This is a genomic window from Micromonospora sp. NPDC049497, assembly GCF_044465805.1.
In the GTDB taxonomy this organism is placed as follows: Bacteria; Actinomycetota; Actinomycetes; order Mycobacteriales; family Micromonosporaceae; genus Micromonospora.
The window spans coordinates 153,681-173,705 of the sequence record NZ_JBITMC010000002.1; the positions used below are offsets into that span (position 1 = coordinate 153,681).

At 73.9% G+C, this 20,025-nt stretch carries 19 protein-coding genes and 1 riboswitch; of the genes, 6 read left to right on the forward strand and 13 right to left on the reverse strand.

Annotated features, from left to right (window positions below; all coding sequences use genetic code 11):
• Positions 1-14: 14 nt before the first annotated feature.
• Positions 15-563: a DsbA family protein gene (locus tag ACIBR0_RS03955; protein ID WP_357039009.1), complete on the reverse strand. Its 549-nt coding sequence runs from the start codon at positions 561-563 to the stop codon at positions 15-17.
• Positions 564-567: 4 nt separating this feature from the next.
• On the reverse strand, positions 568-1,266 hold the full coding sequence (locus ACIBR0_RS03960; RefSeq protein ID WP_396712578.1) for a BON domain-containing protein: 699 nt from the start codon (positions 1,264-1,266) through the stop codon (positions 568-570).
• A 272-nt stretch (positions 1,267-1,538) separates the two neighbouring features.
• On the opposite strand from ACIBR0_RS03960, the gene ACIBR0_RS03965 reads away from it, so the two are divergent.
• Positions 1,539-4,229: a cellulose binding domain-containing protein gene (locus tag ACIBR0_RS03965; protein WP_396712579.1), complete on the forward strand. Its 2,691-nt coding sequence runs from the start codon at positions 1,539-1,541 to the stop codon at positions 4,227-4,229.
• 144 nt (positions 4,230-4,373) lie between these two features.
• Here the strand turns inward: ACIBR0_RS03965 and ACIBR0_RS03970 are convergent, their stop codons facing one another.
• A complete protein-coding gene (locus ACIBR0_RS03970) occupies positions 4,374-4,781 on the reverse strand; it encodes a hypothetical protein (protein WP_396712580.1) in 408 nt (135 codons plus the stop codon).
• Between the two features lie 118 nt (positions 4,782-4,899).
• Positions 4,900-5,046, reverse strand: a complete 147-nt coding sequence (locus ACIBR0_RS03975) for a hypothetical protein (RefSeq protein WP_396712581.1) — start codon at positions 5,044-5,046, stop codon at positions 4,900-4,902.
• Positions 5,047-5,414: 368 nt separating this feature from the next.
• On the opposite strand from ACIBR0_RS03975, the gene ACIBR0_RS03980 reads away from it, so the two are divergent.
• The gene (locus tag ACIBR0_RS03980) at positions 5,415-5,777 is read left to right on the forward strand and encodes an STAS domain-containing protein (protein ID WP_396712582.1); all 363 of its coding nucleotides are present in this window, start codon (positions 5,415-5,417) and stop codon (positions 5,775-5,777) included.
• Positions 5,778-5,813: 36 nt separating this feature from the next.
• On the opposite strand, the gene surE is transcribed toward ACIBR0_RS03980, so the two are convergent.
• Positions 5,814-6,632, reverse strand: a complete 819-nt coding sequence (gene surE, locus ACIBR0_RS03985) for a 5'/3'-nucleotidase SurE (protein WP_396712583.1) — start codon at positions 6,630-6,632, stop codon at positions 5,814-5,816.
• Positions 6,629-7,618 carry a 1-phosphofructokinase family hexose kinase gene (locus tag ACIBR0_RS03990; RefSeq protein WP_396712584.1) on the reverse strand — a complete coding sequence of 330 codons (990 nt, stop codon included), beginning with the start codon at positions 7,616-7,618 and terminating at the stop codon, positions 6,629-6,631. The genes surE and ACIBR0_RS03990 overlap by 4 nt, the downstream gene beginning before the upstream one ends.
• Before the next feature lie 183 nt (positions 7,619-7,801).
• Between ACIBR0_RS03990 and ACIBR0_RS03995 the strand changes: the two genes are divergently transcribed.
• Positions 7,802-8,260, forward strand: coding sequence for an SRPBCC family protein (locus ACIBR0_RS03995; RefSeq protein ID WP_396712585.1), 459 nt, complete (start codon positions 7,802-7,804; stop codon positions 8,258-8,260).
• Between the two features lie 76 nt (positions 8,261-8,336).
• Here the strand turns inward: ACIBR0_RS03995 and ACIBR0_RS04000 are convergent, their stop codons facing one another.
• From ACIBR0_RS04000 to ACIBR0_RS04015, 4 genes are all read right to left on the reverse strand, one after another.
• Positions 8,337-9,398, reverse strand: coding sequence for a coiled-coil domain-containing protein (locus tag ACIBR0_RS04000; RefSeq protein ID WP_396712586.1), 1,062 nt, complete (start codon positions 9,396-9,398; stop codon positions 8,337-8,339).
• 4 nt (positions 9,399-9,402) lie between these two features.
• Positions 9,403-9,534, reverse strand: a riboswitch (cyclic di-AMP (ydaO/yuaA leader).
• Positions 9,535-9,684: 150 nt separating this feature from the next.
• Positions 9,685-10,605, reverse strand: coding sequence for a cation diffusion facilitator family transporter (locus tag ACIBR0_RS04005; protein WP_396712587.1), 921 nt, complete (start codon positions 10,603-10,605; stop codon positions 9,685-9,687).
• A gap of 90 nt (positions 10,606-10,695) precedes the next feature.
• Complete coding sequence (locus tag ACIBR0_RS04010) at positions 10,696-12,813, reverse strand: HelD family protein (RefSeq protein ID WP_396712588.1); 2,118 nt, start codon at positions 12,811-12,813, stop codon at positions 10,696-10,698.
• A 125-nt stretch (positions 12,814-12,938) separates the two neighbouring features.
• Complete coding sequence (locus tag ACIBR0_RS04015; RefSeq protein WP_396712589.1) at positions 12,939-13,955, reverse strand: alpha/beta fold hydrolase; 1,017 nt, start codon at positions 13,953-13,955, stop codon at positions 12,939-12,941.
• A 146-nt stretch (positions 13,956-14,101) separates the two neighbouring features.
• On the opposite strand from ACIBR0_RS04015, the gene ACIBR0_RS04020 reads away from it, so the two are divergent.
• On the forward strand, positions 14,102-14,689 hold the full coding sequence (locus ACIBR0_RS04020) for a carbonic anhydrase (protein WP_396712590.1): 588 nt from the start codon (positions 14,102-14,104) through the stop codon (positions 14,687-14,689).
• A 145-nt stretch (positions 14,690-14,834) separates the two neighbouring features.
• Here ACIBR0_RS04020 and ACIBR0_RS04025 read toward each other — a convergent pair whose 3' ends face one another.
• Positions 14,835-15,164 (reverse strand): hypothetical protein, encoded by a 330-nt coding sequence (locus ACIBR0_RS04025; RefSeq protein WP_396712591.1) that lies wholly within the window; start codon positions 15,162-15,164, stop codon positions 14,835-14,837.
• Positions 15,165-15,472: 308 nt separating this feature from the next.
• Here ACIBR0_RS04025 and ACIBR0_RS04030 point away from each other — a divergent pair, with 308 nt between their 5' ends.
• Together ACIBR0_RS04030 and ACIBR0_RS04035 are read left to right on the forward strand one after the other, a co-directional pair.
• Complete coding sequence (locus ACIBR0_RS04030; RefSeq protein WP_396712592.1) at positions 15,473-15,964, forward strand: DUF3145 domain-containing protein; 492 nt, start codon at positions 15,473-15,475, stop codon at positions 15,962-15,964.
• A gap of 105 nt (positions 15,965-16,069) precedes the next feature.
• Positions 16,070-17,797, forward strand: a complete 1,728-nt coding sequence (locus ACIBR0_RS04035) for a glycoside hydrolase family 3 protein (RefSeq protein ID WP_396712593.1) — start codon at positions 16,070-16,072, stop codon at positions 17,795-17,797.
• A gap of 15 nt (positions 17,798-17,812) precedes the next feature.
• Here ACIBR0_RS04035 and ACIBR0_RS04040 read toward each other — a convergent pair whose 3' ends face one another.
• Positions 17,813-18,472, reverse strand: coding sequence for a lipoprotein (locus ACIBR0_RS04040; RefSeq protein ID WP_396712594.1), 660 nt, complete (start codon positions 18,470-18,472; stop codon positions 17,813-17,815).
• A 129-nt stretch (positions 18,473-18,601) separates the two neighbouring features.
• Positions 18,602-20,023, reverse strand: a complete 1,422-nt coding sequence (locus ACIBR0_RS04045) for an acyl-CoA carboxylase subunit beta (protein ID WP_396712595.1) — start codon at positions 20,021-20,023, stop codon at positions 18,602-18,604.
• Positions 20,024-20,025 lie beyond the last annotated feature (2 nt).

The following is a 20,025-nucleotide window of genomic DNA, read 5'->3' on the forward strand; positions in this document are numbered from 1 at the left end:
CGGCCACGAGCGGTTCACGGGTTGGCGGTCGCGTCGACCACCGTCAGGAGCTCCGGGAGGTCGTAGCCGCCGTCGTGGCGGACGTCGTTGACGAACAGGGTCGGGGTGGCGTTGACGCCGCTGCGGATGCCGCCGACGAAGTCGCGGCGCACCCGGTCGCCGTACTCCTGGCGCCCGATCTCGGCACGGATCTCGTCGGCGGGCAGTCCGAGCTGCTCGATGCCGAGCGACAGGTGCACCGGGTCGAGCTGGTCCTGGTGCTCGAACAGCCAGTCGTGCATCTCCCAGAACCGTCCGCGCCGGTCGGCCGCCTCGGTCGCCTCGGCGGCGCTCTCCGCGTACGGGTGGACGTTGGCGATCGGGAAGTGCCGGTAGGCCAGCCGGACCGTCTCCGCCCGCTGCCGCAGCAGCTCCGCGAGGTTCGCGTACGCGGCACCGCAGAACCGGCACTGGAAGTCGCCGTACTGGACGATCGTCACCGGCGCGTCCACCGGCCCGCGTACGTGGTCGATGTCGGTCACCGGGGTCCGGAGTCGGGCGGTCACCTGAAGAGGGGTGGTCATCGCGTCACCGCCCGCCCGCGCCGAGCACCGGGGCGACGGCGACGCGGTTCTGCACCTCCCGGACACCGGGCGCCGACCAGACTGTCCGCTCCACCTCGGCCCGTTCCGGCATCGAGTGCACGAGCCCGCTGAGCACCACCGTGTCGCCGTGCACCCGGACGTCGATCCGTTCCGCCTCGGTCGCCCGGTTCCGGGCGAGGGCGTCGACGATCCGGTCGGTCAGGGTGTGCGCGTCGGCCCGGATGCCGGGGCGGACGGTGATCCCGTTGCCGACCCCGCGTACGCCGGTGAGCCGGGCCACCGCGCGTTCGGCGGCCTGGCGCTGGTACTCCCACTCGACCTCGCCGTGCAGCGTCACCCAGCCCTGCGCGACGGTGACGTCGACCTGCCCGACCGGCACGAACGCGTCCCACTCCAGCGTGTGCGCGGCAGCGGCGGCGATGTCCTCATCGGCCCGCTCGGCGCCGCCGTCCAGTCGTACGGTGAGGTCGTTCGCGACCGCGCGGACCCGGGCGACGCGGTGCGCCGCGCGTTCGGCGGCCCATTTCTTCGCGTAGCTGTCCACCCGGCCGGTCAGGCTGACCACGCCCTCGGAGACGGTCACGCCGATCTCGTGCGGCCGGACCCGGGGCTCCCAGGTCAACTCGTCGAGGACGGCGGACTGGATCTCCTGGTCGAGACGGCTGATCGTCGCGATGGCCATCGGTGACTCCCTCCTCGATGCCGACGCCGGACGCGTCGCACGCCTCCTGATCCTCCCGCCGGTGGGGGTGACGTCTCCTCACCCGGCCCGGGTGAGGTTCTGGGAGCGCTTCCATGCAGCAGTGTGGATGGGTTAGGGTGAGCCGATCCTCGGATGCGGGAGCCACGCGCCGACCGCCGGAAGCCAGGGCAGCTCCGGCCAGTACCGCACGTCGCCCGTCCCGGACACCAGGTCCCCCTGCGTCCGGGCCTCCCCCCGAGAGGAACCCGCAGATGCGGAGAAGTGTCGTCGGCGTGGTGGTGGCCGCGCTGGCCGCCGTCGCGGCCGTGGTCGCGGTGCCGTTCACCGCCGTCGGAGCGCCGGCCGCCGAGGCGTACGCCTGGAAGAACGTCCGGATCGACGGCGGTGGCTTCGTTCCCGGCATCGTCTTCAACCCGACCGAGAAGAACCTGATCTACGCCCGCACCGACATCGGCGGCCTGTACCGCTGGGAGCAGACCAGCGGGTCCTGGACGCCGCTGCTGGACTGGGTGGGCCCGGACAAGTGGGGCTGGAACGGCGTGGTCAGCGTCGCCACCGACCCCGTGCAGACCAACCGGGTGTACGCCGCCGTCGGCATGTACACCAACGACTGGGACCCGAACAACGGCGCGATCCTGCGGTCGACCGACAGGGGCGCCACCTGGCAGGCCACCGAGCTGCCCTTCAAGAACGGCGGCAACATGCCCGGCCGGGGCATGGGGGAGCGGCTCGCCGTCGACCCCCACCGCAACAACGTCGTCTACTACGGCGCCGAGGGCGGCAACGGCCTGTGGCGCAGCACCGACTTCGGTGCGACCTGGGCCCGTGTCGCCAGCTTCCCAAACGCCGGGAACTACCGCGTGGACCCGGGCGACCCGAACGGCTACAACGGCCAGAACCAGGGCCTGACCTGGGTCAGCTTCGACTCCGCCACCGGCACGCCCGGCACCGCCACGCGGACGGTCTACGTCGGGGTCGCGGACAAGGAGAACCCGGTGTACCGGAGCACCGACGCCGGCGTGACCTGGGAGCGCATCCCCGGGCAGCCCACCGGCTACCTCGCGCACAAGGGCGTCGTCGACCCGGTCGGCGGCCACCTCTACATCGCCACCAGCGACACCGGCGGCCCGTACGACGGCGGCAAGGGCGACGTCTGGAAGTTCACCCGGTCCACCGGCGCCTGGACCCGGATCAGCCCCGTCCCGTCGACCAGCACCGACAACACCTTCGGCTACTCGGGGCTGACCATCGACCGGAAGAACCCGAACACCCTGATGGTCGCCACCCAGATCGCCTGGTGGCCGGACGTGCAGTTCTTCCGCAGCACCGACGGCGGCGCCACGTGGAGCCGGATCTGGGACTGGACGTCGTACCCGCAGCGCAGCTTCCGCTACACCATGGACGTCTCCACCTCGCCGTGGCTCACCTTCGGCAACACCGACCCGAGCCCACCGGACACCTCGCCGAAGCTGGGCTGGATGACCGAGTCGATGGAGATCGACCCGCACGACCCCAACCGGATGATGTACGGCACCGGCGCGACGATCTACGGCACCACCGACCTGACGAAGTGGGGCACCGCCGAGAAGCTCACCATCCGCCCGATGGCGAAGGGTCTGGAGGAGACCGCCGTGCTCGACCTGATCAGCCCGCCCTCCGGGGCGCCCCTGGTCAGCGGCCTCGGCGACATCGGCGGCTTCCGGCACACCGATCTCGACGCCGTACCGCCGATGATGTTCACCCGGCCCGGCTTCACCACCACCACGAGCCTGGACTACGCCGAGACCAGGCCGGAGATCATGGTGCGGGCCGGCAACTTCACCGACGCCGACCGCCCCGGCGACAGCCACGTCGCGTTCTCCACCGACGGCGGCGCGAACTGGTTCCAGGGCACCGAACCGTCCGGTGTGAACAGTGGCGGCACGGTCGCGGCGTCCGCCGACGGCAGCCGGTTCGTCTGGGCGCCCGGCGACGCCGGCCGGGCCGTCGTCCGGTCGACCGGCTTCGGCACCTCCTGGACCCCGTCCACCGGCATCCCGGCGAACGCGACGATCGAGTCCGACCGGGTCGACCCGAACCGCTTCTACGGCTTCGGCGGCGGCCGTTTCCACGTCAGCACCGACGGCGGCGCCAGCTTCACCGCCAGCGCCGCCACCGGCCTGCCCAGCAGCGCCCGGTTCAAGGCGGTACCCGGACGACAGGGCGACATCTGGCTCGCCGGCTCCAACGGGCTGTGGCACTCCACCGACGGCGGAGCCAGCTTCACCCGGTCGAGTACCGTCACCAGCGCCGGCAACGTGGGCTTCGGCAAGGCGGCTCCCGGTCGTACGTACCCGGCGCTGTTCCTCATCGGCACGGTCGACGGCCAACACGGCGTCTTCCGCTCCGACGACACCGGCGCCACCTGGGTACGGATCAACGACGACCGGCACCAGTACGGCAACGCGGGCGAGGCCCTGACCGGCGACCCCCGCGTGTACGGCCGGGTCTACCTCGGCACCAACGGCCGGGGCATCCTCGTGGCCGACCGGGTCGGCGGCACCCCCACGCCCACCCCGACCACCCCCACGCCCACGCCGACGACTCCGACGCCCACGCCCACCGGTCCGACGCCGACGCCGACGACCCCACCTCCCGGCGGCTGCCTCGCCACCTACCGGGTCACCGGATCGTGGTCCGGCGGATTCCAGGCCGAGGTGGTCGTCCGCAACGGCGGCACCTCGGGGATCGCCGGCTGGACGGTGGGGTGGACCTTCCCGGACGGGCAGAGGGTCACCCAGCTCTGGGGAGGTACGCACACCCAGACCGGTGCGACCGTCTCCGTCCGCGACGCCGGCTGGAACGGCGCACTCGGTGCGGGGGCGAGCACCACCGTCGGCTTCCTCGGCAGCTGGACCACTCGCAACGGCACACCGGCCGCGGTGACCTGCACGGCCCGGTGACCGCTACGGCCCGCTGACGCGCGACCCCCGGAAACCCGTCCCCCGGGGGTCGCGCCCCCGCCGGGCCGGCCCCGCGCGGGCGGGGTGGGCACGACACGGGCCCCGGACGACTCCAAGGTCGTCCGGGGCCCGTGTCGTGTTCGCTCAGCCGTCCAGGTTGACGGGGGAGTTGGGCCGGTCGACGTCGACGAACTCGATGTCGTCGACGGCGCGGTCGCCGCGGCTGCCGGCGGCCCGGGCGGCCGTGCCCGCGGCCCAGCCGACGGCGGCGCCGACGAGGGCGGCGCCCATCAGCAGGGTCCACGGCAGTGCCGGCCGGCGGCCGGCCAGCGCGTCGAAGGCCAGTGTGGCCCGGCGCCGCGCCTCGTCGGCCGCGGAGCCGACCAGGTCGCCGGCCTCGTCCGCCAGCCCGGAGCCGCCACGACGGGCCGAGCGGGCGGTGTCCCGTACGCTCTCGCCCGCCGAGCCGACCGCCGAGAGCAGGTGCTGCCACGCCTGGTCCGCGATCCGCTCGGGCTTGCTGCGGCGGTCCAGCAGGTTGGTTCCGAACATCGGGGTTACCTCCTCGGGGTGCCGAAGCCCCGCGCCACTTCGGACTCCGGCGTCTCCGGCGTTGCGCTTCGCCTGTCCCGCTGATGCCCAGCGGGCCGCCCGCGCAAACCGGTGCGGGTCAGCGGAGCGTGACCGCCGCCGGTACGCCGCGCGCGAAGTCCTCGTCGTCGTCCTCGTCACCGTCGCCACCGCCGCCGAAACCGCAGGCCAGTACGAGGGCGAGCAGCGCGCCGACTCCGGCCAGCGCGGCAAGTCTCCTGATCATCGATCGTCCTCTCCGTCGCAGTCGCCGTCCTCCGGCCGATGGTAGGCATCGCCGGCAACCCCTCGGATGACACCACGCCGGGCCGGCCGGGTGCGCCGGCACGGGTGAGGCGGGGTGGGGCACGCCCGGGGACGGTGATTGCGGCCGTCCGGGCGGAAGACCGTTACCCTGATCCGGCGACGTCGTCCCACCGGGGCGAGCGTCGGGTGAATAAGAAGTGAAAAGTCCGGATAAGGGCGATTTTCTGCACCCGAACAGCAGAATTGCTCATCCCGAGGGGTGGCGACCGAGGCCGTCGGAGGAATACTCTCGGTCGCGGCCCGCGTACTGATGAGGCGCCCGGGGGACGGGCGAGTGGAGGTGCTCGCGTGAGCCTGTCGATCGTGAAGTCGGTTCTGCCCGGTGGTGTCATCGAGATCGCTCCGCGTGGCGAGATCGACGTGGACACCGCGTACGAGGTGCGCGAGGCGATCGCCGAGGTCCTGGCGAAGGGCCGACCGACCCGCATCGAGCTCAACATGCGACTCGTCACCTTCATCGACTCCGTCGGCATCAGCGCGATGGTCGCCGGATTCCAGACCGCCGAGGTGAGTGGCGTCAAGCTCGTCGTCACCGAGCCGAGCCGGTTCGTGCACCGGCAGCTCTGGGTGACCGGCCTGCTGGGCCTCTTCGGCGCTCCCGAGCCCTACTACGCCGCCGCCTCGGCGCCCGAGGTCATCCCCGGCGCCTGAGGCCGCCGGAAAGACGGGCGAGCCGGGCGGGCCGGGTCAGTCCAGGCCGGTCAGGTCGACGTCCGAGACCTCGGTGACCGCCCGGATCGCCGTCACCGACGCGTACCCGGCGGCGAGCAGTGCCACGTCGGTGCCGGCCTGGGCCGCCTCGCCCGGCTCCTCCAGCGAGGTCCGCACGAAGCCGTGCCCGGCCTCGGCCACCGTCATCTGCACCTGACCGAAGCTGGCCAGGGTGCCCCGGCGCACGCCGCGCAGGCGCCCGTGGGGCAGGTCGGGGGCGTTCACGTTCAGCACGCTCCCGGTCGGTCCGGCGGTCAGCCGGGGCAGCAGGTCCAGGGCGACCCGCGCGGCGGTGAACCAGTTCCGTTCGGCGTCGCGTACGCGGGCGGCGGCGGCCACCGCGGCCCCGCCACTGACCGCCGTGGCCTCGCCGGCGGTGAGCACGTCCAGGGAGACGGCCATCGCGCGGCAGCCGTTCGACACGGCGGTGAACGCGGCGCCCACGGTGCCGGAGTGCAGCACGGCGCGGCCGGCGTTGGCGCCGCGGTTGATGCCGGAGAGCACCACCGCCGGCGGCGGCCCGAACGCGCCGTGCACCGCGATGAGCGCGATGAAGCCGGGGGAGCCGCCCACCCCGTACGCGGGCACGCCCTCCAGCTCGGGCAGCGGGTGCTCGCGGACCACCACGTGCCCGTCGCGTTCGACGGCGGTCAACGCGGCGCTGGTGCCGCTCGCCTCCTCCAGCGGCGCGGCGACCACCACGTCCAGGCCCCGGTCGGCGGCGGCGCGGGCGAGGGCCTGGATGCCCGGCGCGGCGATCCCGTCGTCGTTGGTGACCAGCACCCGGAGGCTCATCGGTCGGCCGCCCGGTCGGCCGCCCGGTCGGCCAGCTCCTCAGGAGTGGTCCGCTCCTGGGGCCGGCTGCCCGCGGGGGCCAGGCGCACCCGGTCGACGAGCCCGGTGATCGAGTCGAGCCGTCCGGTGCCGAGGCCGTGCCGCGTCACGTTGAGCGCCCCGGCCGCCGCGCCGGTCCGGATCGCGGTGCGGACGTTACCGCCCCGGGCCACGACGGCGGCCACCCCGGCGGTCATCGAGTCGCCCGCGCCCCGCGGGTCGGCGGCCTGGAGCCGGGGCATCTCCACCTCGAAGACCTCACCGTCGACCAGGGCCAGGGCAGGCTTGTCGGCCCGACTCACCACGACGTTCTGGGCGCCGGTGTCGTGCAGGTCGTAGATCGCGCGGACGAGCTCCTCCTCGTCCTCCCCGGCGGCCCGGCCGTCGGCGATCAGCTCCTCGTGGCTGACCTTGAGGAAGAAGACCCCGCTGTCCAGCACGGCGGTCAGGTGCTCGCCGGACAGGTCGACCACCACCCGGCTGCCGTTGGCGCCGAGGTCGGCGGCGAAGCGCTGGTACAGCTCGGCGGGGACCAGCGCCGGCTCGTTCGGTCCGCTGAGCACGCTGACCGGCGCGCGCAGGCCCTCGCCGAGCGCGAGGTTGTAGAGCTCGTCCAGCTCGTGCCGGCTCAGCGGCTGGCCCGGCACGTCCACGACCTCCCGCCGGGTGCCGTCGCGCCGGTCGTGCACGTACCCGCCGCTGCCCGTCTCGCGGACCACCACCTTGAGGTCGGCGCCCTCGCCGACCAGGAGGGGCTCCAGCACCTGGCCGATCTCGCCGCCGAGGGCGGTGCAGAGCACGACGTCCACGCCCAGGGACATGATCATCCGCGCCTGCCACACGCCCTGCCCGCCGGGATGCAGGTGCAGCTCCGGGGCGTCGCTGGGCTGGTCGACGGTCACCGTCAGCCGGGGTGTCGGCGCGAAGACCATCACGTGCCCGCTCATCGCTCGTACCCGCTCATCGGTCCCGCCCTCCGCAGCTCTGGATGCCATCCGTGATTCCCCCCGACCTGACCGTAGTCACCACGGCCGGCGAACATCGGTCGTCCGGCGGGTGTCGGGCGGGGCGTTGCCAGCACAGCGGTCGTAGGCGAGGATCGGGCGACGAGGCGACGGTGGGGAGACGGCGTGCCGAGGCGTGAGTCCTTCACCTACACCGTCCAGGCCCGCTGCACGCCGGCCGAGGCCGTCGCGCTGCTGGCCGACCCGCAGCGGCAGGCCGACCTGCATCCGTTGATCGTCCGGGTCCGTCGGATCCGGACCCGGCCCGGCGCCCGGGCCAGCTACGCGATCACCGACCGGCTCACCGTCGGGCCCCTGCGCCTCCCGCTCACCTACCGGGCCGACGTCCTGGTCGCCGACCCGGACGAGGTGGTCACGGTGGCCCGGCAGCGACCCGCGACGACGGTGCGCAACCACACGCGGCTGCGGGCCGAGCCGGACGGCGTCCTGCGGATCGAGGTGGAGATCGTCCTCACCGCTCCGGCGCCGTTGTTCGGCTACGCCTTCGCGCAGGCGCGCGCCGCTCACCTGGCCCTGGCCAGCCGGCTGGGCGCCGCCCTCGACCAGCGCCCGCCGTCGACCTGAGCGACCGTCCGGTGGGCGTACGCGACGGCCCCCGGTGGGCTGCCGCGAGGCGTCCACCGGGGGCCGTCGGCGCCGGTCAGTAGACCGACAGGTGCACGTGGTTGGTGTGGTCGCTGGAGGGGTCGCCGTTGGCCCCGCTGTACGACTTCCACCCGCTGCTGGGCAGCCAGATCTGCCGGTACCAGATCACGTAGAGCACGGCGAGCCGGTCCGCGTTGTTGACGTAGAACGCGGCGAGGTTGTTGCCGTACGTCCGGTCCCCACCGCTGGCGTCGCCACCGAAACCGTCCTGCTGGGCGGCGAAGTCGCAGGCGCGACCCTTCGGGTGCTCACCCGAGCCGCCGGGCCGGTAACAGGAGACGTACCGGGTGAAGCCGGCCGCCTTGGCCTGGTTGAGCGCGTGCAGGGTGCGCGGCGTGATGCAGCCGTCCGCCGGGGTCGGGTCGTTCACGCTGCACGACTCGGTCGGCCAGGAGCCGTCGGGGTTGCGCGGTGCCGGCTTCGCCGTCGCGCTGGCGGTGCGGCTGCCGCTGCTGGTCGGCGGGCTGGACGCCCGCTCGTTCGCCACGGTGAGGGCCTTCTCCGCCTGCTGCTTGCGCTTGGCCATCACCGTCTGCTGCTTGGTCTGCTCCCGGATCTCGACCTCCACGGCCAGCTTGGCCTGGGCGGCCTTGTCGCGGGCCTCCTGGAGCTGGCGCAGCGCCCGGTCCTCGTTGGCGGCGACCTGGTCCAGCGCGGCGGCGCGGTCCATGAAGCCGTCCGGGGAGCTGCTGTTGAGCAGGGCGGAAGCGGCGCTGAGCCGACCGGTGCGGTACGCGAGACCGGCGAGGTCCCCGACCTGCTGGCTGCGCTCGGCCAGCTCGGTCTCGTTCTTCTTCACCTCGGCGGCGAGCTGCTGCTGCCGCCGGAGTGAGGTGTCCAGGGCCCGCTTGGCGTCGAGGTAGCCCTTGCTGGCCGCTTCGAGCTGGGCCCGCAGGGCGGGGGTGCCGCCCTCCACATCGTCCCCGGGGGCGGCGAGGGCGGCGGTCGGGGCGGGGGCGGCGCCGGCGGGGACCGGTGTGCCGCCCAGGGCGACGGCGAGCGTCGCGGCGATCAGGGCCGCTGTCCGGGCGGCGCGTCGTCGTACGGGTGTTGGCATGCAGGTGTCCTTCCGTCAGCCGCCGACCGGGTTAGCTGACGGGTTCGGGACGGAAGATCCCTACCGCTGACGCGGATGCACCCCAGGAACGCGGTTCCCCGGTTCGCCGTGGCAGGCGATTAGGCGGCGGCCACCGCCGGCACCGGTGGGTGCCGCCTGGCGGAGGCCGGATCAGAGCCTACCGGTGCTGGTGGGACGCTTGCAGCGGTGGTGACGCATGGTGCGCACGTCCTTACCGACAAAACCGGCATAAGCGCACTTTACACACTCTGAATTAAGGAGATGCTCAACACCACTCGACTGTCCCGCAGGCCCCGGGAGTCGCCCCGGGCTCGATCTGCAACGTGGCGTGGTCGATCCGGAAGTCCTCCCGCAACGCCGTCCGGGCCGCCGTCAGCACGGCGCCGACCTCGGCGTCGGGGGTCGTGGTGAGGTGCGCCGAGGCCACGTCCATGCCCGACGTGAGGGTCCAGACGTGGAGGTCGTGCACCTCGGCGACGCCGGGCACGGCGGCCAGCCGGTCGTGCACGGCGGTGACCTGGAGGTGCTCCGGGGCGGCCTGGACCAGGATTCGCAGCGCGGCCCGGCCCAGTCGCCACGTGCGGGGCAGGATGAACACACCGATCGCGACCGCGACCAGCGGGTCGGCCCACCACCAGTCGGTGACGGAGATCAGCAGGGCCGCCCCGATCACCCCGAGTGAGCCGAGCAGGTCGCCGAGGACCTCCAGGTACGCCCCCTGAAGGTTGATGTTCTCCTTGGCGCCGGGGCGCAGCAGGCCGAAGGCGACGAGGTTCGCGAGCAGGCCGAGCACGGCCACCACCAGCATCGGGCCGGCGGACACCTCCGGGGGGTCGCCGAACCGGCGTACCGCCTCGACCACCACGTAGACCGCCACGCCGGAGAGCAGCACGGCGTTGGCCAGGGCGGCCAGCACCTCCAGCCGGTACAGGCCGAAGGTGCGCTGCGGGTCGGAGGTGCTCCGCCGGGTGGCGGTGATCGCGGCCAGGGCCATGCCGATGCCGAGCACGTCGGTGAACATGTGCCCGGCGTCGCTGAGCAGCGCCAGCGAGCCGGTGCGGAGGGCCGTCACGGCCTCGACCGCCATCAGCGCGCCGAGCAGCGCGAAAGCGGCCCAGAGTCGCCCTCGGTGGCGGTATGCGGCGTTCGCGATCGAACCATGGTGGTGGTCGTGCCCTGCGCCCACGCCGAAACCTCCGTCGCAGTCCGGACCCACGTCAAATCTATGCTCACATCGCAATGTGTGCAACTGAAGTCGGTCTGTCGACGTCCCGGATCAGCCGGTCGGCTCGACCGTGGTCAGCCGCTGGGTGGCCCGGGACAGGGCGACGTAGAGGGTCCGTACACCCGAGCCCGGATCGGCCCGGATCTCGCCCGGCGCGACCAGCGCGACCCCGTCGTACTCCATGCCCTTGGCCTCCAGGCTGGTCACCACCTGGAGTCGTGGTCCCCCCAGGCCGCCCAGCCAGCCCGCGACCTCGTCGCGGCGCGGCACCGGCGTGACCACGCCGACGGTCCCCTCCACCTCCGCGAGCAGGGCGGTGGCCGCCTCGACGACGGTGGTCTCCAGCTCCGACGCCGGCACCACCAGCTGCACCGGGTCCACGCCGGTCGACCGCACCGCGACCGGCAGCGGAAGGTCGGGGTAGAGCCGGCGGATCTCGGCCGCCGCCACCGCGAAGATCTCCGCGGAGTTCCGGTAGTTGGTGGTGAGGGTGAACTGGTGCCGACGACGCCGGCCCAGCGCCTGGTCCCGCGCCCGGGTCAGCTCCTGCGGGTCGCCGGTCCAGGCGGTCTGCGCCGGGTCCCCGACCACCGTCCACGACGCCAGCCGCCCCCGCCGGCCGATCATGCGCCACTGCATCGGCGAGACGTCCTGCGACTCGTCGACCACGACGTGCGCGTACTCGCGGTAGTCCTCCGGCCGCTGCCGGGCCGCCTCCCGGGCGACCCGCTGCCGGTCGGCGAACGTGCTCAGCTCACGCACCCCGCCGGCGAGCCGGTACGGGTCCCGCTTCGCGCGGGCCGGCTTCATCGGCTTGCCGAGCAGCTCGTCCAGCTCGTCCAGCAGCGCCACGTCGGCGATCGTCAGCCCCTCGGCGCCCAGCGACCGGTACGCGTCGCCCAGCAACCGGATCTCCCGACCGGAGAGGATCCCACCGGCGTACCGGCGCAGCCGGTCCGGGTGGGCCAGCCAGCCGAGCACGTGCCGGGGGTGCAGGCGCGGCCACCACGCCTTCAGGAACTCCCGGAACTCGGACCGCTCGGCGATCTCGTCCTCGAACGCGCGCTGCTCGGGCAGCCGGCCGATGCCCAGCCGGCGGGCCTGCGCCCACAACGCGGCGAACACGCCGTCGAAGCCGGCCCGGCGCACCTCGTTGCGGCGGGCACCCCGGTGCAGCACCCGCTCCCGGATCCCGTCCAGCTCCCGCCGGTCCAGCCGGAGCAGCTCACCCCGGTACAGCAGCCGCAACTCGACCGGCCCGTCCGGCACCGCGTCCCGGGCCGCCCGCTCCAGCACCCGGCGCATCCGCAGCGAGCCCTTCACCGCCGCCACCTCCGGCGGGTCGGTGCGGGTGGCCCGCATCCCCGGGAACAGCGTGCCCAGCGAGTGCAGGGTGGCGGTGTCCTCGCCCAGCGACGGCAGCACCGAGGCGATGTACTCCACGAAGACCGTCGACGGGCCGACCACCAGGATGCCGCCGCCGGCGTACCGGCTCCGCTCGGAGTAGAGCAGGTACGCGGCCCGGTGCAGGGCCACCGCGGTCTTGCCGGTGCCGGGGCCGCCGGAGACGATCGTGACGCCCGAGCCGGGGGAGCGGATCGCCTCGTCCTGCTCCCGCTGGATCGTCGCGACGATGTCCCGCATGCCGCGCCCGGTCGCCTTCGACAGGGTCGCCAGCAGCGCACCGTCGCCGACCACCGTCATCTCGGCCGGCGCGGCCTCCGGGTCGAGCAGGTCGTCCTCGATCCGGGTGACCCGCTCGCCCGACGACTGGATCGTGCGCCGCCGGACCACGCCCAGCGGCTCCGCCGGAGTGGCCTGGTAGAAGGCGGCGGCGGCCGGGGCCCGCCAGTCGACCACCAAGGTCGCCGCGTCCTCGTCCCGGATGCCCAGCCGTCCGACGTGCAGCACCTGACGGTCGCGCAGGTCGAGCCGGCCGAAGACCAGGCCCTCGTACTCGGCGTCCAGCACGTGCCGCCGCTGCGCCGCGTGGAACACCATCGCGTCCCGCTCCACGAGCGCGCCGAAGTTCCCGACCCGGGCCAGGCGGTACCCCTCCCGCTCGGCGCGGACCGCCGACCGACGCAGCTCCGCCAACCGGGCGTACACCCGGTCGAGGTGCCGCTGCTCGGCGGCGATCTCCTGCTCCAGCGCGGTCTGGTCGGTCAACGCTCGCTCCTCCTGACGCCGGCGTGCGGCGACCCGCACGACCACCGCCGCGCGCCACACCGACCGCACGAGGGTACGGCCCCGCCGCAACGAGCCGTGCCTGAGGTGCGCGGACGTGCCGGCCGCTACTCCCCGCCGGCCCCCGCCGACGCGTCGGGGGTCGACGCGGCCTCCGGTCCGGCCGCGGTCATGGCCGCCGCCGCGGCCACCGCCGGGGACCCGGACGCCGCCCGCTCCGCCGCCGGCCGGTCCAGCACCCGGCGCAGCACGCCGGTCACCGCCTCGTTCACCTCGTCCGGGCGCTCCATCATCAGCATGTGCCCGGCGCCGGGGCAGACCGTCAGCTCGGTCGCCGGCAGCGCGGCGGCGATCGACTCGGCGCACGGCGGCGGGGTCAGCCGGTCCCGGTCGCCCACCAGCGCCGCCGCCGGCAGGTGGGCCAGCCGGGCGAGGGTCTCCAGCCGGTGCTGGGCCCCGATCGAGGCCCGGAACCCGCCGATCGAGCGGAGCGACGCGCGGGCCACCGCGGAGGTGACCAGACGGATGTCGGTCGGGTCGCAACGGTCGCCGAAGAGCATCCACCGGATGCTCGGCCGCAGCGCCCGCAGCAGCGGCCGGGGCGGACGCCACGCGCCGCACCGGGCCAGCACCCCGGCGCCGGTGGTCTCGGCGAGCCGGATCAACCGGGCGATCCGGGGCGACAGGCCGTAGACGGTGTGCGTGTGGCCCTCGGCGGTCGTGGACACGAAGACCAGCCCGGCCGTCCGGGTGGCGAAGTGTTCGGGGTGGCGGTGCGCGTACTCCATGATCGTCATACCGCCCATCGAGTGCCCCACCAGCACCACCGGCCCGTCGGTCACCACCGCGTCGAGCACCGCGGCCAGGTCGTCCCCGAGCTGGGCCAGCGTCGCCGTGGGCAGCGCCATGCAGCTGGACCGGCCGTGGCCACGGGCGTCGTACGTGACGACCCGCACCGCGCCGCCGAAATGCTCCCGCAGCCGGGCGAGCTGCCGGTGCCACGCCCGCCCGTCCAGGGTCCACCCGTGCAGCAGTACGGCGGTGACCTCGGCGTCCGCCGGGCCGGTCACCTCGACGTGCAGGCGGACGTCGTCGGGAAGACGTACCTCGTGGATCTCCGACATCGTCACCTCCCCAGGTCGAGCGAATCGAACACCGGGGGATACCCGGCGGTAACACCGGCTACCCGTCATGACACCACGCCAACCGTGCCGGTGAGAAGATTCGCAACCCCACCCGTCGACGGGGCGGCACCGGTCACGCTGAGGACATGCGTACGCCCCGGGCCGCGCTGGCCGACCTGCTGGCCGGAAACCGGCGGTTCGTCAGCGGGCAGCCCGTCCACGGGCACGACGTGACCGCCGCCGCCGCGTCCGCCTCCGGCGACCAGGAGCCGTACGCCGTCCTGCTCGGCTGCATCGACAGCCGGGTGCCGCTGGAGGCGATCTTCGACCAGACCTTCGGCTCGATCTGCGTGATCCGCACCGGCGGACACGTGCTGGACCGGGCCGTCCGGGGCTCGATCGAGTACGTGGTGGGTCAGCTCGGCGTACCGCTGGTGATGGTGCTCGGCCACGAGCGCTGCGGCGCGGTAGCCGCGACTGTCGACGCGCTGCGCAGCGGTCCACGGCCCGGCGGTGACCTGGCCTACCTGGTCGACGAGATCGCCCCGGCGGTCGTCGAGGCGGGCCCGGACGACCCGCAGGTCCACGCGGTGGCGATCCGGCGGCACGTGCTGCGGACGGTGCGCGCGCTGCGCGCCGACGACCTGCTGGCCGGGCCGGTCGCGGCCGGTCGGGTCGACGTCGTCGGCGCCCTCTACGACCTCGCCACCGGCGAGGTGACCCTCCTGCGGTGAAGTGAATGGAAGGGCCCTCGCTTAACGCCTCAGGTAGAGGAAGGGCCCCCTGTTAACACGGTGGGGTGGTGCGGGCGCGGACGCGGAAACGCCCGCCGGGACGGGGTCCCGACGGGCGTTTCCGGTGTCGCGATGGGGGAGGGGCTCAGCCCTCGAAGACGCCGGCCTCGACGAGGCGCTTCTCGGTGGCGTCCCAGCCGTCACCCGGGTGGGTGGCGTTGAGGGCGTTGAGCTCGGCCCGGATCTTGGCGGCGTGACCGGCCGCGGCCAGCACCCGGATCTCCTCGACGAAGGCCTCGGAGTCGGTGCGCAGGTGCGCGGTCTTGCCGTTGGTCAGGTTCCGCACGTAGGCGTGCTTGCCGCCGTTGAGCGGAATCACGTACTTGAACTCGCCCAGCACGCTGAGGGCGCCACCCTGGCCAGCCTGGCCGGCCCGGACTGACGCGCGCGCGGTCTTAGAGGTGTTGCTCGCCACGGAGGTACTCCTTGCAAGACGTACGGGAGGACGCGGAAACGTCCGGGGGCTGTGCGGACGGCACCGGTGGGTGGGCCCGCGGGAAGATGTGCGCGGCACAGGCCGCCGATGGAACTGTACACGACCTCGATGCCTGGCTGGTCATCGCGTCGTGAGGGGTCAACGGCGGTCACCCGTCCGGCTATTCCGGCGGCGAATTTTCCGATTCTCTGGCGCACCATCCGTCACACCAGTCATCATGAGTTCCGGAACCACTCGGACGGACGAGGTCGTAGGGGAAGACGCACCTCGCTCTCCGGGAGGTCACCGTGCCAACGCGTGGCGTCGTATACGTCCACTCGACCCCGCTCGCCGTGTGCTCGCACGTCGAGTGGGCGATCGCGCGCGTCCTTGCCGCGCCGGTCAACCTCGAGTGGACGGCTCAACCCGTCGATCCCGGCGCCCGCCGGGCCGAGTGCGGGTGGACCGGCCGTCCGGGAACGGGCGCCGAGCTGGCTGCTGCCCTCCGGCAGTGGCCCATGATCCGTTTCGAGGTGACCGAGGAGCCGAGCCCCGGCGCCGACGGAGAGCGTTTCATGTACGTCCCCGGTCGTGGCCTGTTCCGGGCCACCGTGGGCGCGGCCGGCGACATCCAGCTCGGCGAGGACCGGCTGCGCAGCATCATGGCGACCGCGCGCGCTCCGGAGGCCCTGGCGCACGCCTTGGACAAGGCACTCGGCACCGCCTGGGACGCGGAGCTGGAGCCCTACCGGTACGCCGGCGACGGCGCCCCGGTGACCCTGCTCACCCGCGTCGGCTGACCTCCGCCCGGTGGCGCCTCGCGGCGGGTCGTGGGCGGCGGTCGTCCCGTGGACGCGCGTAGGGTCGGGTTGCCCCGTTTAGCGTCGAACTGGTGGGATGACTCGGTGTCGATTTCTCCGCGACGGGTCGGCGTCGTGCTCGTCGCCCTGACCGCGCTCCTGGCCTCCGGCTGTTCCGGTCCGGCGGACCGTCCCGGTCCGACCCCGTCGACCGGCACCCCCGCGGCCGCCGTGCCGACCCCCGCGGCGAGCGTCCCGGCCGACGACCCCGCCGCCCGCGCCGCCGCGCTGGTCGCGACCCTCGCCGACGAGGACCTGGTCGGCCAGGTGCTGATGCCGTACGCCTACGGCGACGCCGCCACCGCCGTCTCGCCCGGCTCCGCGGCCGGCAACCAGAAGCTGGCCGGTGTCGACACGCCGGCCGAGATGATCGCGAAGTACCGGCTGGGCGGCCTGATCCTGGTCGGCTTCAGCGCCGACGACCCCACCAGCGGCAACCAGGAGACGACCAACGTCGACAACCCGGAGCAGGTCCGCGCCCTGACCACCGGGCTGCGTACGGCGGCCGGGAAACTGCCCGCCGGTGCGGCGCCCTTCCTCGTCGGCACCGACCAGGAGCACGGGGTGGTCACCCGGATCACCGACGGCGTCACGCTGCTGCCCAGCGCCCTCGCCGCCGGCGCGGCGGGCCGGCCGGAGCTGACCGAGGCCGCCTGGCGTGCCGCCGGCACCGAGCTGGCCGCGATGGGGATCAACCTCGACTTCGCTCCGGTCGCCGACGTGCTGGCCACCCGCAGCACGGTGATCGGCTCCCGGTCGTACGGCGCCGACCCGAAGCGGTCCGCCGCGCAGGTCGCCGGCGCGGTCCGGGGCCTCCAGGCCGCCGGCGTCGCGGCCACCGTCAAGCACTTCCCGGGGCACGGGCACAGCGCCGCCGACTCGCACAAGGACCTGCCGGTGCTCGGGCAGTCCCGTGCGGTGCTGGAGCGCGGGGCGTGGCCGCCGTTCACCGCCGGCATCGACGCGGGCGCCATGGCGGTGATGTCCGCCCACCTCGACGCCCGGTCGGTCGACCCCGGCACGGCGGCCACCTTCTCCCACAAGCTGCTCACCGAGGTGCTCCGGGGGCAGCTCGGCTTCACCGGCGTGGTGGTCACCGACGGCATGAACATGCCACCGGCCAAGCGGTGGTCGCCCGGCGAGGCGGCGGTCCGCGCCCTCACCGCCGGCAACGACCTGATCCTCATGCCGCCGCACGTCGGCCAGGCGTACGACGGGCTGCTCGCCGCGCTGCGTGACGGTCAGCTGCCGCGACCCCGCCTGGTCGAGGCGGCGACCCGGGTGCTGACCATGAAGTTCCGCCTGGCGGGCGGCCCCACCCCGGGGCTGTCGACCCTCAACGCCCCGGCCCATCGGAAGGCGGCCGGGGACCTGGCCGCCGCCGCGGTGACCGTGCTGCGGGGCGCGTGCGGCAAGGCGGTCCCGGGGCCGGTGACCGTCACGTCGTCCGGCGGGCGGGACCACACCCGCAAGGCGCTGACCGAGGCGCTCACCGCGGCCGGGGTCCGGGTGGTGCCGAGCGGCGGCACCGTGGTCCACCTGGTCGGGTACGGGGACAGGGCCGGCGACCTGCGCGCCGACGCCGCCGTGACGGTGGCCATGGACACCCCGTACGTGCTGGCGGAGGCGGCGTCGCCGACGCTGCTGGCCACGTACTCGTCCAGCCGGGCTTCGATGACCGGCCTGGCCGGCGTGCTGGCCGGCAAGCTCCGACCCACCGGCCGGTCCCCGGTGCCGGTGACCGGCCTGCCCGCCACGACCTGCCGGCTCTAGACCGCGGACGTACGGTCAGGCGTTCGGGCGCAGCCCGGAGACCGCCAGTCGGTACGCGGGCAGCACGTCGGTCCGCTCGGCCAGGAGACCCTCACCGATGGCGAGGACCAGGGTGCGGTCGCCGGCCCGGAGCGCCAGCGCCCAGCTGCGGTCGTCCTCCTCCAGCAGCTTGCTGGTCTCCACCCAGGTCGCCTCGACCGCGTCCACGCCGCCGGCCTTCACCTCCCGGAACTGCTGATCGGACACGGTGTCCTCGGTGCCGGCGACGAACGCCTCCAGCGCCGCCCGGGGCTCGGCAGCCGGCGCGTCGACGATCCACACGCGCAGGAAGCCCCCGCCGGCGCGGCGCCCGTCCACCTCGCACGTCGCCGTCGTGCCGCCGCGGCGGGCGAGCGCCTCGAAGACCTCGGTGGCGGTCTCGTCGTCCGGCGCCTCGACCGGCTTGGGCTTCCAGCTCTTCGGCACCGGAAAGGTGACCGGCAGGGGGCAGGGTGTGCCGGCTCCGCCGGCCTCTCCGGCGGCCTCGGCGGCGGTGATCTCGTCGTACCAGGGCTCACCGGTGGCGGCCGGCGCCGGCGTGCCGGCCGCGCCCGTGTCGCCGCCGTCGTCGCCGCAGCCGGCGAGCAGCGTGCAGATGAGCGCGGCCGTCAGGGCGGCGCGGGTACGACGTGCCATGGTGTGTGACTCCCCGTTGTGGATCTACAGCCGGTACAGCAAACCGGTCGGGGAGGTCACCGTCAAGTGGCGTTAAGAAGGGCCCCCTCCTCTGCACGAGGCGTTAAGAGGGGGCCCTTCCTTACACCGTTACAGCGGGATGTTGCCGTGTGCGCCGCGGGCGGCCGGTGCGGCGGCGAGGGCCTGGGCGATCCGGCGCCGGGTCTCCTCCGGCTTGATCACGTCGTCCACCACGCCGATCTCCAGCGCCCGGTTGACGCCGCCGGCCACCCGGGTCTGCTCCTCGATCAGCTGCGCCCGCAGTGTCTCCCGCTCCTCGGCGGGTGCGGCGGCGAGCCTCTTGCGGTGCAGGATGTTCACCGCCGCGCTGGCGCCCATCACCGCGACCTCCGCGTTCGGCCAGGCGAACACGGCGGTCGCGCCCAGCGAGCGCGAGTTCATCGCGATGTACGCGCCGCCGTACGCCTTGCGGGTCACCAGCGTCACCCGCGGCACCACCGCCTCGGCGAAGGCGTGCAGCAGCTTCGCGCCGCGCCGGACCACGCCGTCCCACTCCTGGCCCAGGCCGGGCAGGTAGCCGGGGACGTCGACCAGCACGATCAGCGGAACGCCGAGCGAGTCGCACATCCGCACGAAGCGCGCCGCCTTCTCGGCGCTGGACGCGTCGAGACAGCCGCCGAGGCGCAGCGGGTTGTTGGCGATGACGCCGACCGTCCGGCCGGCGAACCGGCCCAGCGTGGTGACGACGTTCGGCGCCCACTTGGCGTGCAGTTCCACGCCGGGGGCGTCGAGCAGGGCCTTGACCACCGGCTTCACGTCGTACGCCCGGTTGGTCTCGGCCGGCATCTTCGCGGCCAGGTCGTGGTTCTCGTCGCCCACCGGCACGTCGTCCGGGGAGAGCCGGCCCTGGTGACCGAGCAGCGCGGCGAGCTTGCGCGCCTCGACCATCGCCGCCTCGTCGTCCTTGCACGTCACGTGGACCACGCCGGAGCGCCGCCCGTGCGGCTCGGGGCCGCCGAGGCGCTCCATGTCGACCTGCTCGCCGGTGACGCTGCGGACGACCTCCGGACCGGTGACGAAGATCCGACCGGCGCCGCTCATGATCACGATGTCGGTCAGCGCCGGCCCGTACGCGGCGCCGCCGGCCGCCGGGCCGAGCACCACGGAGATCTGCGGCACCCGGCCGGAGGCCCGGACCATCGCGGCGAAGACCTGGCCGACCGCGTCGAGCGCGACCACGCCCTCGGCCAGCCGGGCCCCGCCGGAGTGCCAGAGACCGATCACCGGCACCCGCTCCCGCACGGCGGTGTCGATCGCGTCGACGACGTGCCGGCACCCCTCGGTGCCCATCGCGCCGCCCATCTTCGTCGCGTCGGTGACGTACGCGATCGCGGGCGTGCCCTCGATCGCGCCCCGCGCCCACAGCACCCCGGAGGTGTCCCGGGGGGCGAGCAGGCGCAGCGAGCCCGCGTCGAACAGGTTCCGGAGCCGCAGCTCCGGATCTCGGTGGTCGACGGTGGATCTCTCCGCGCCGACGGCGGTGGTGGTCACGA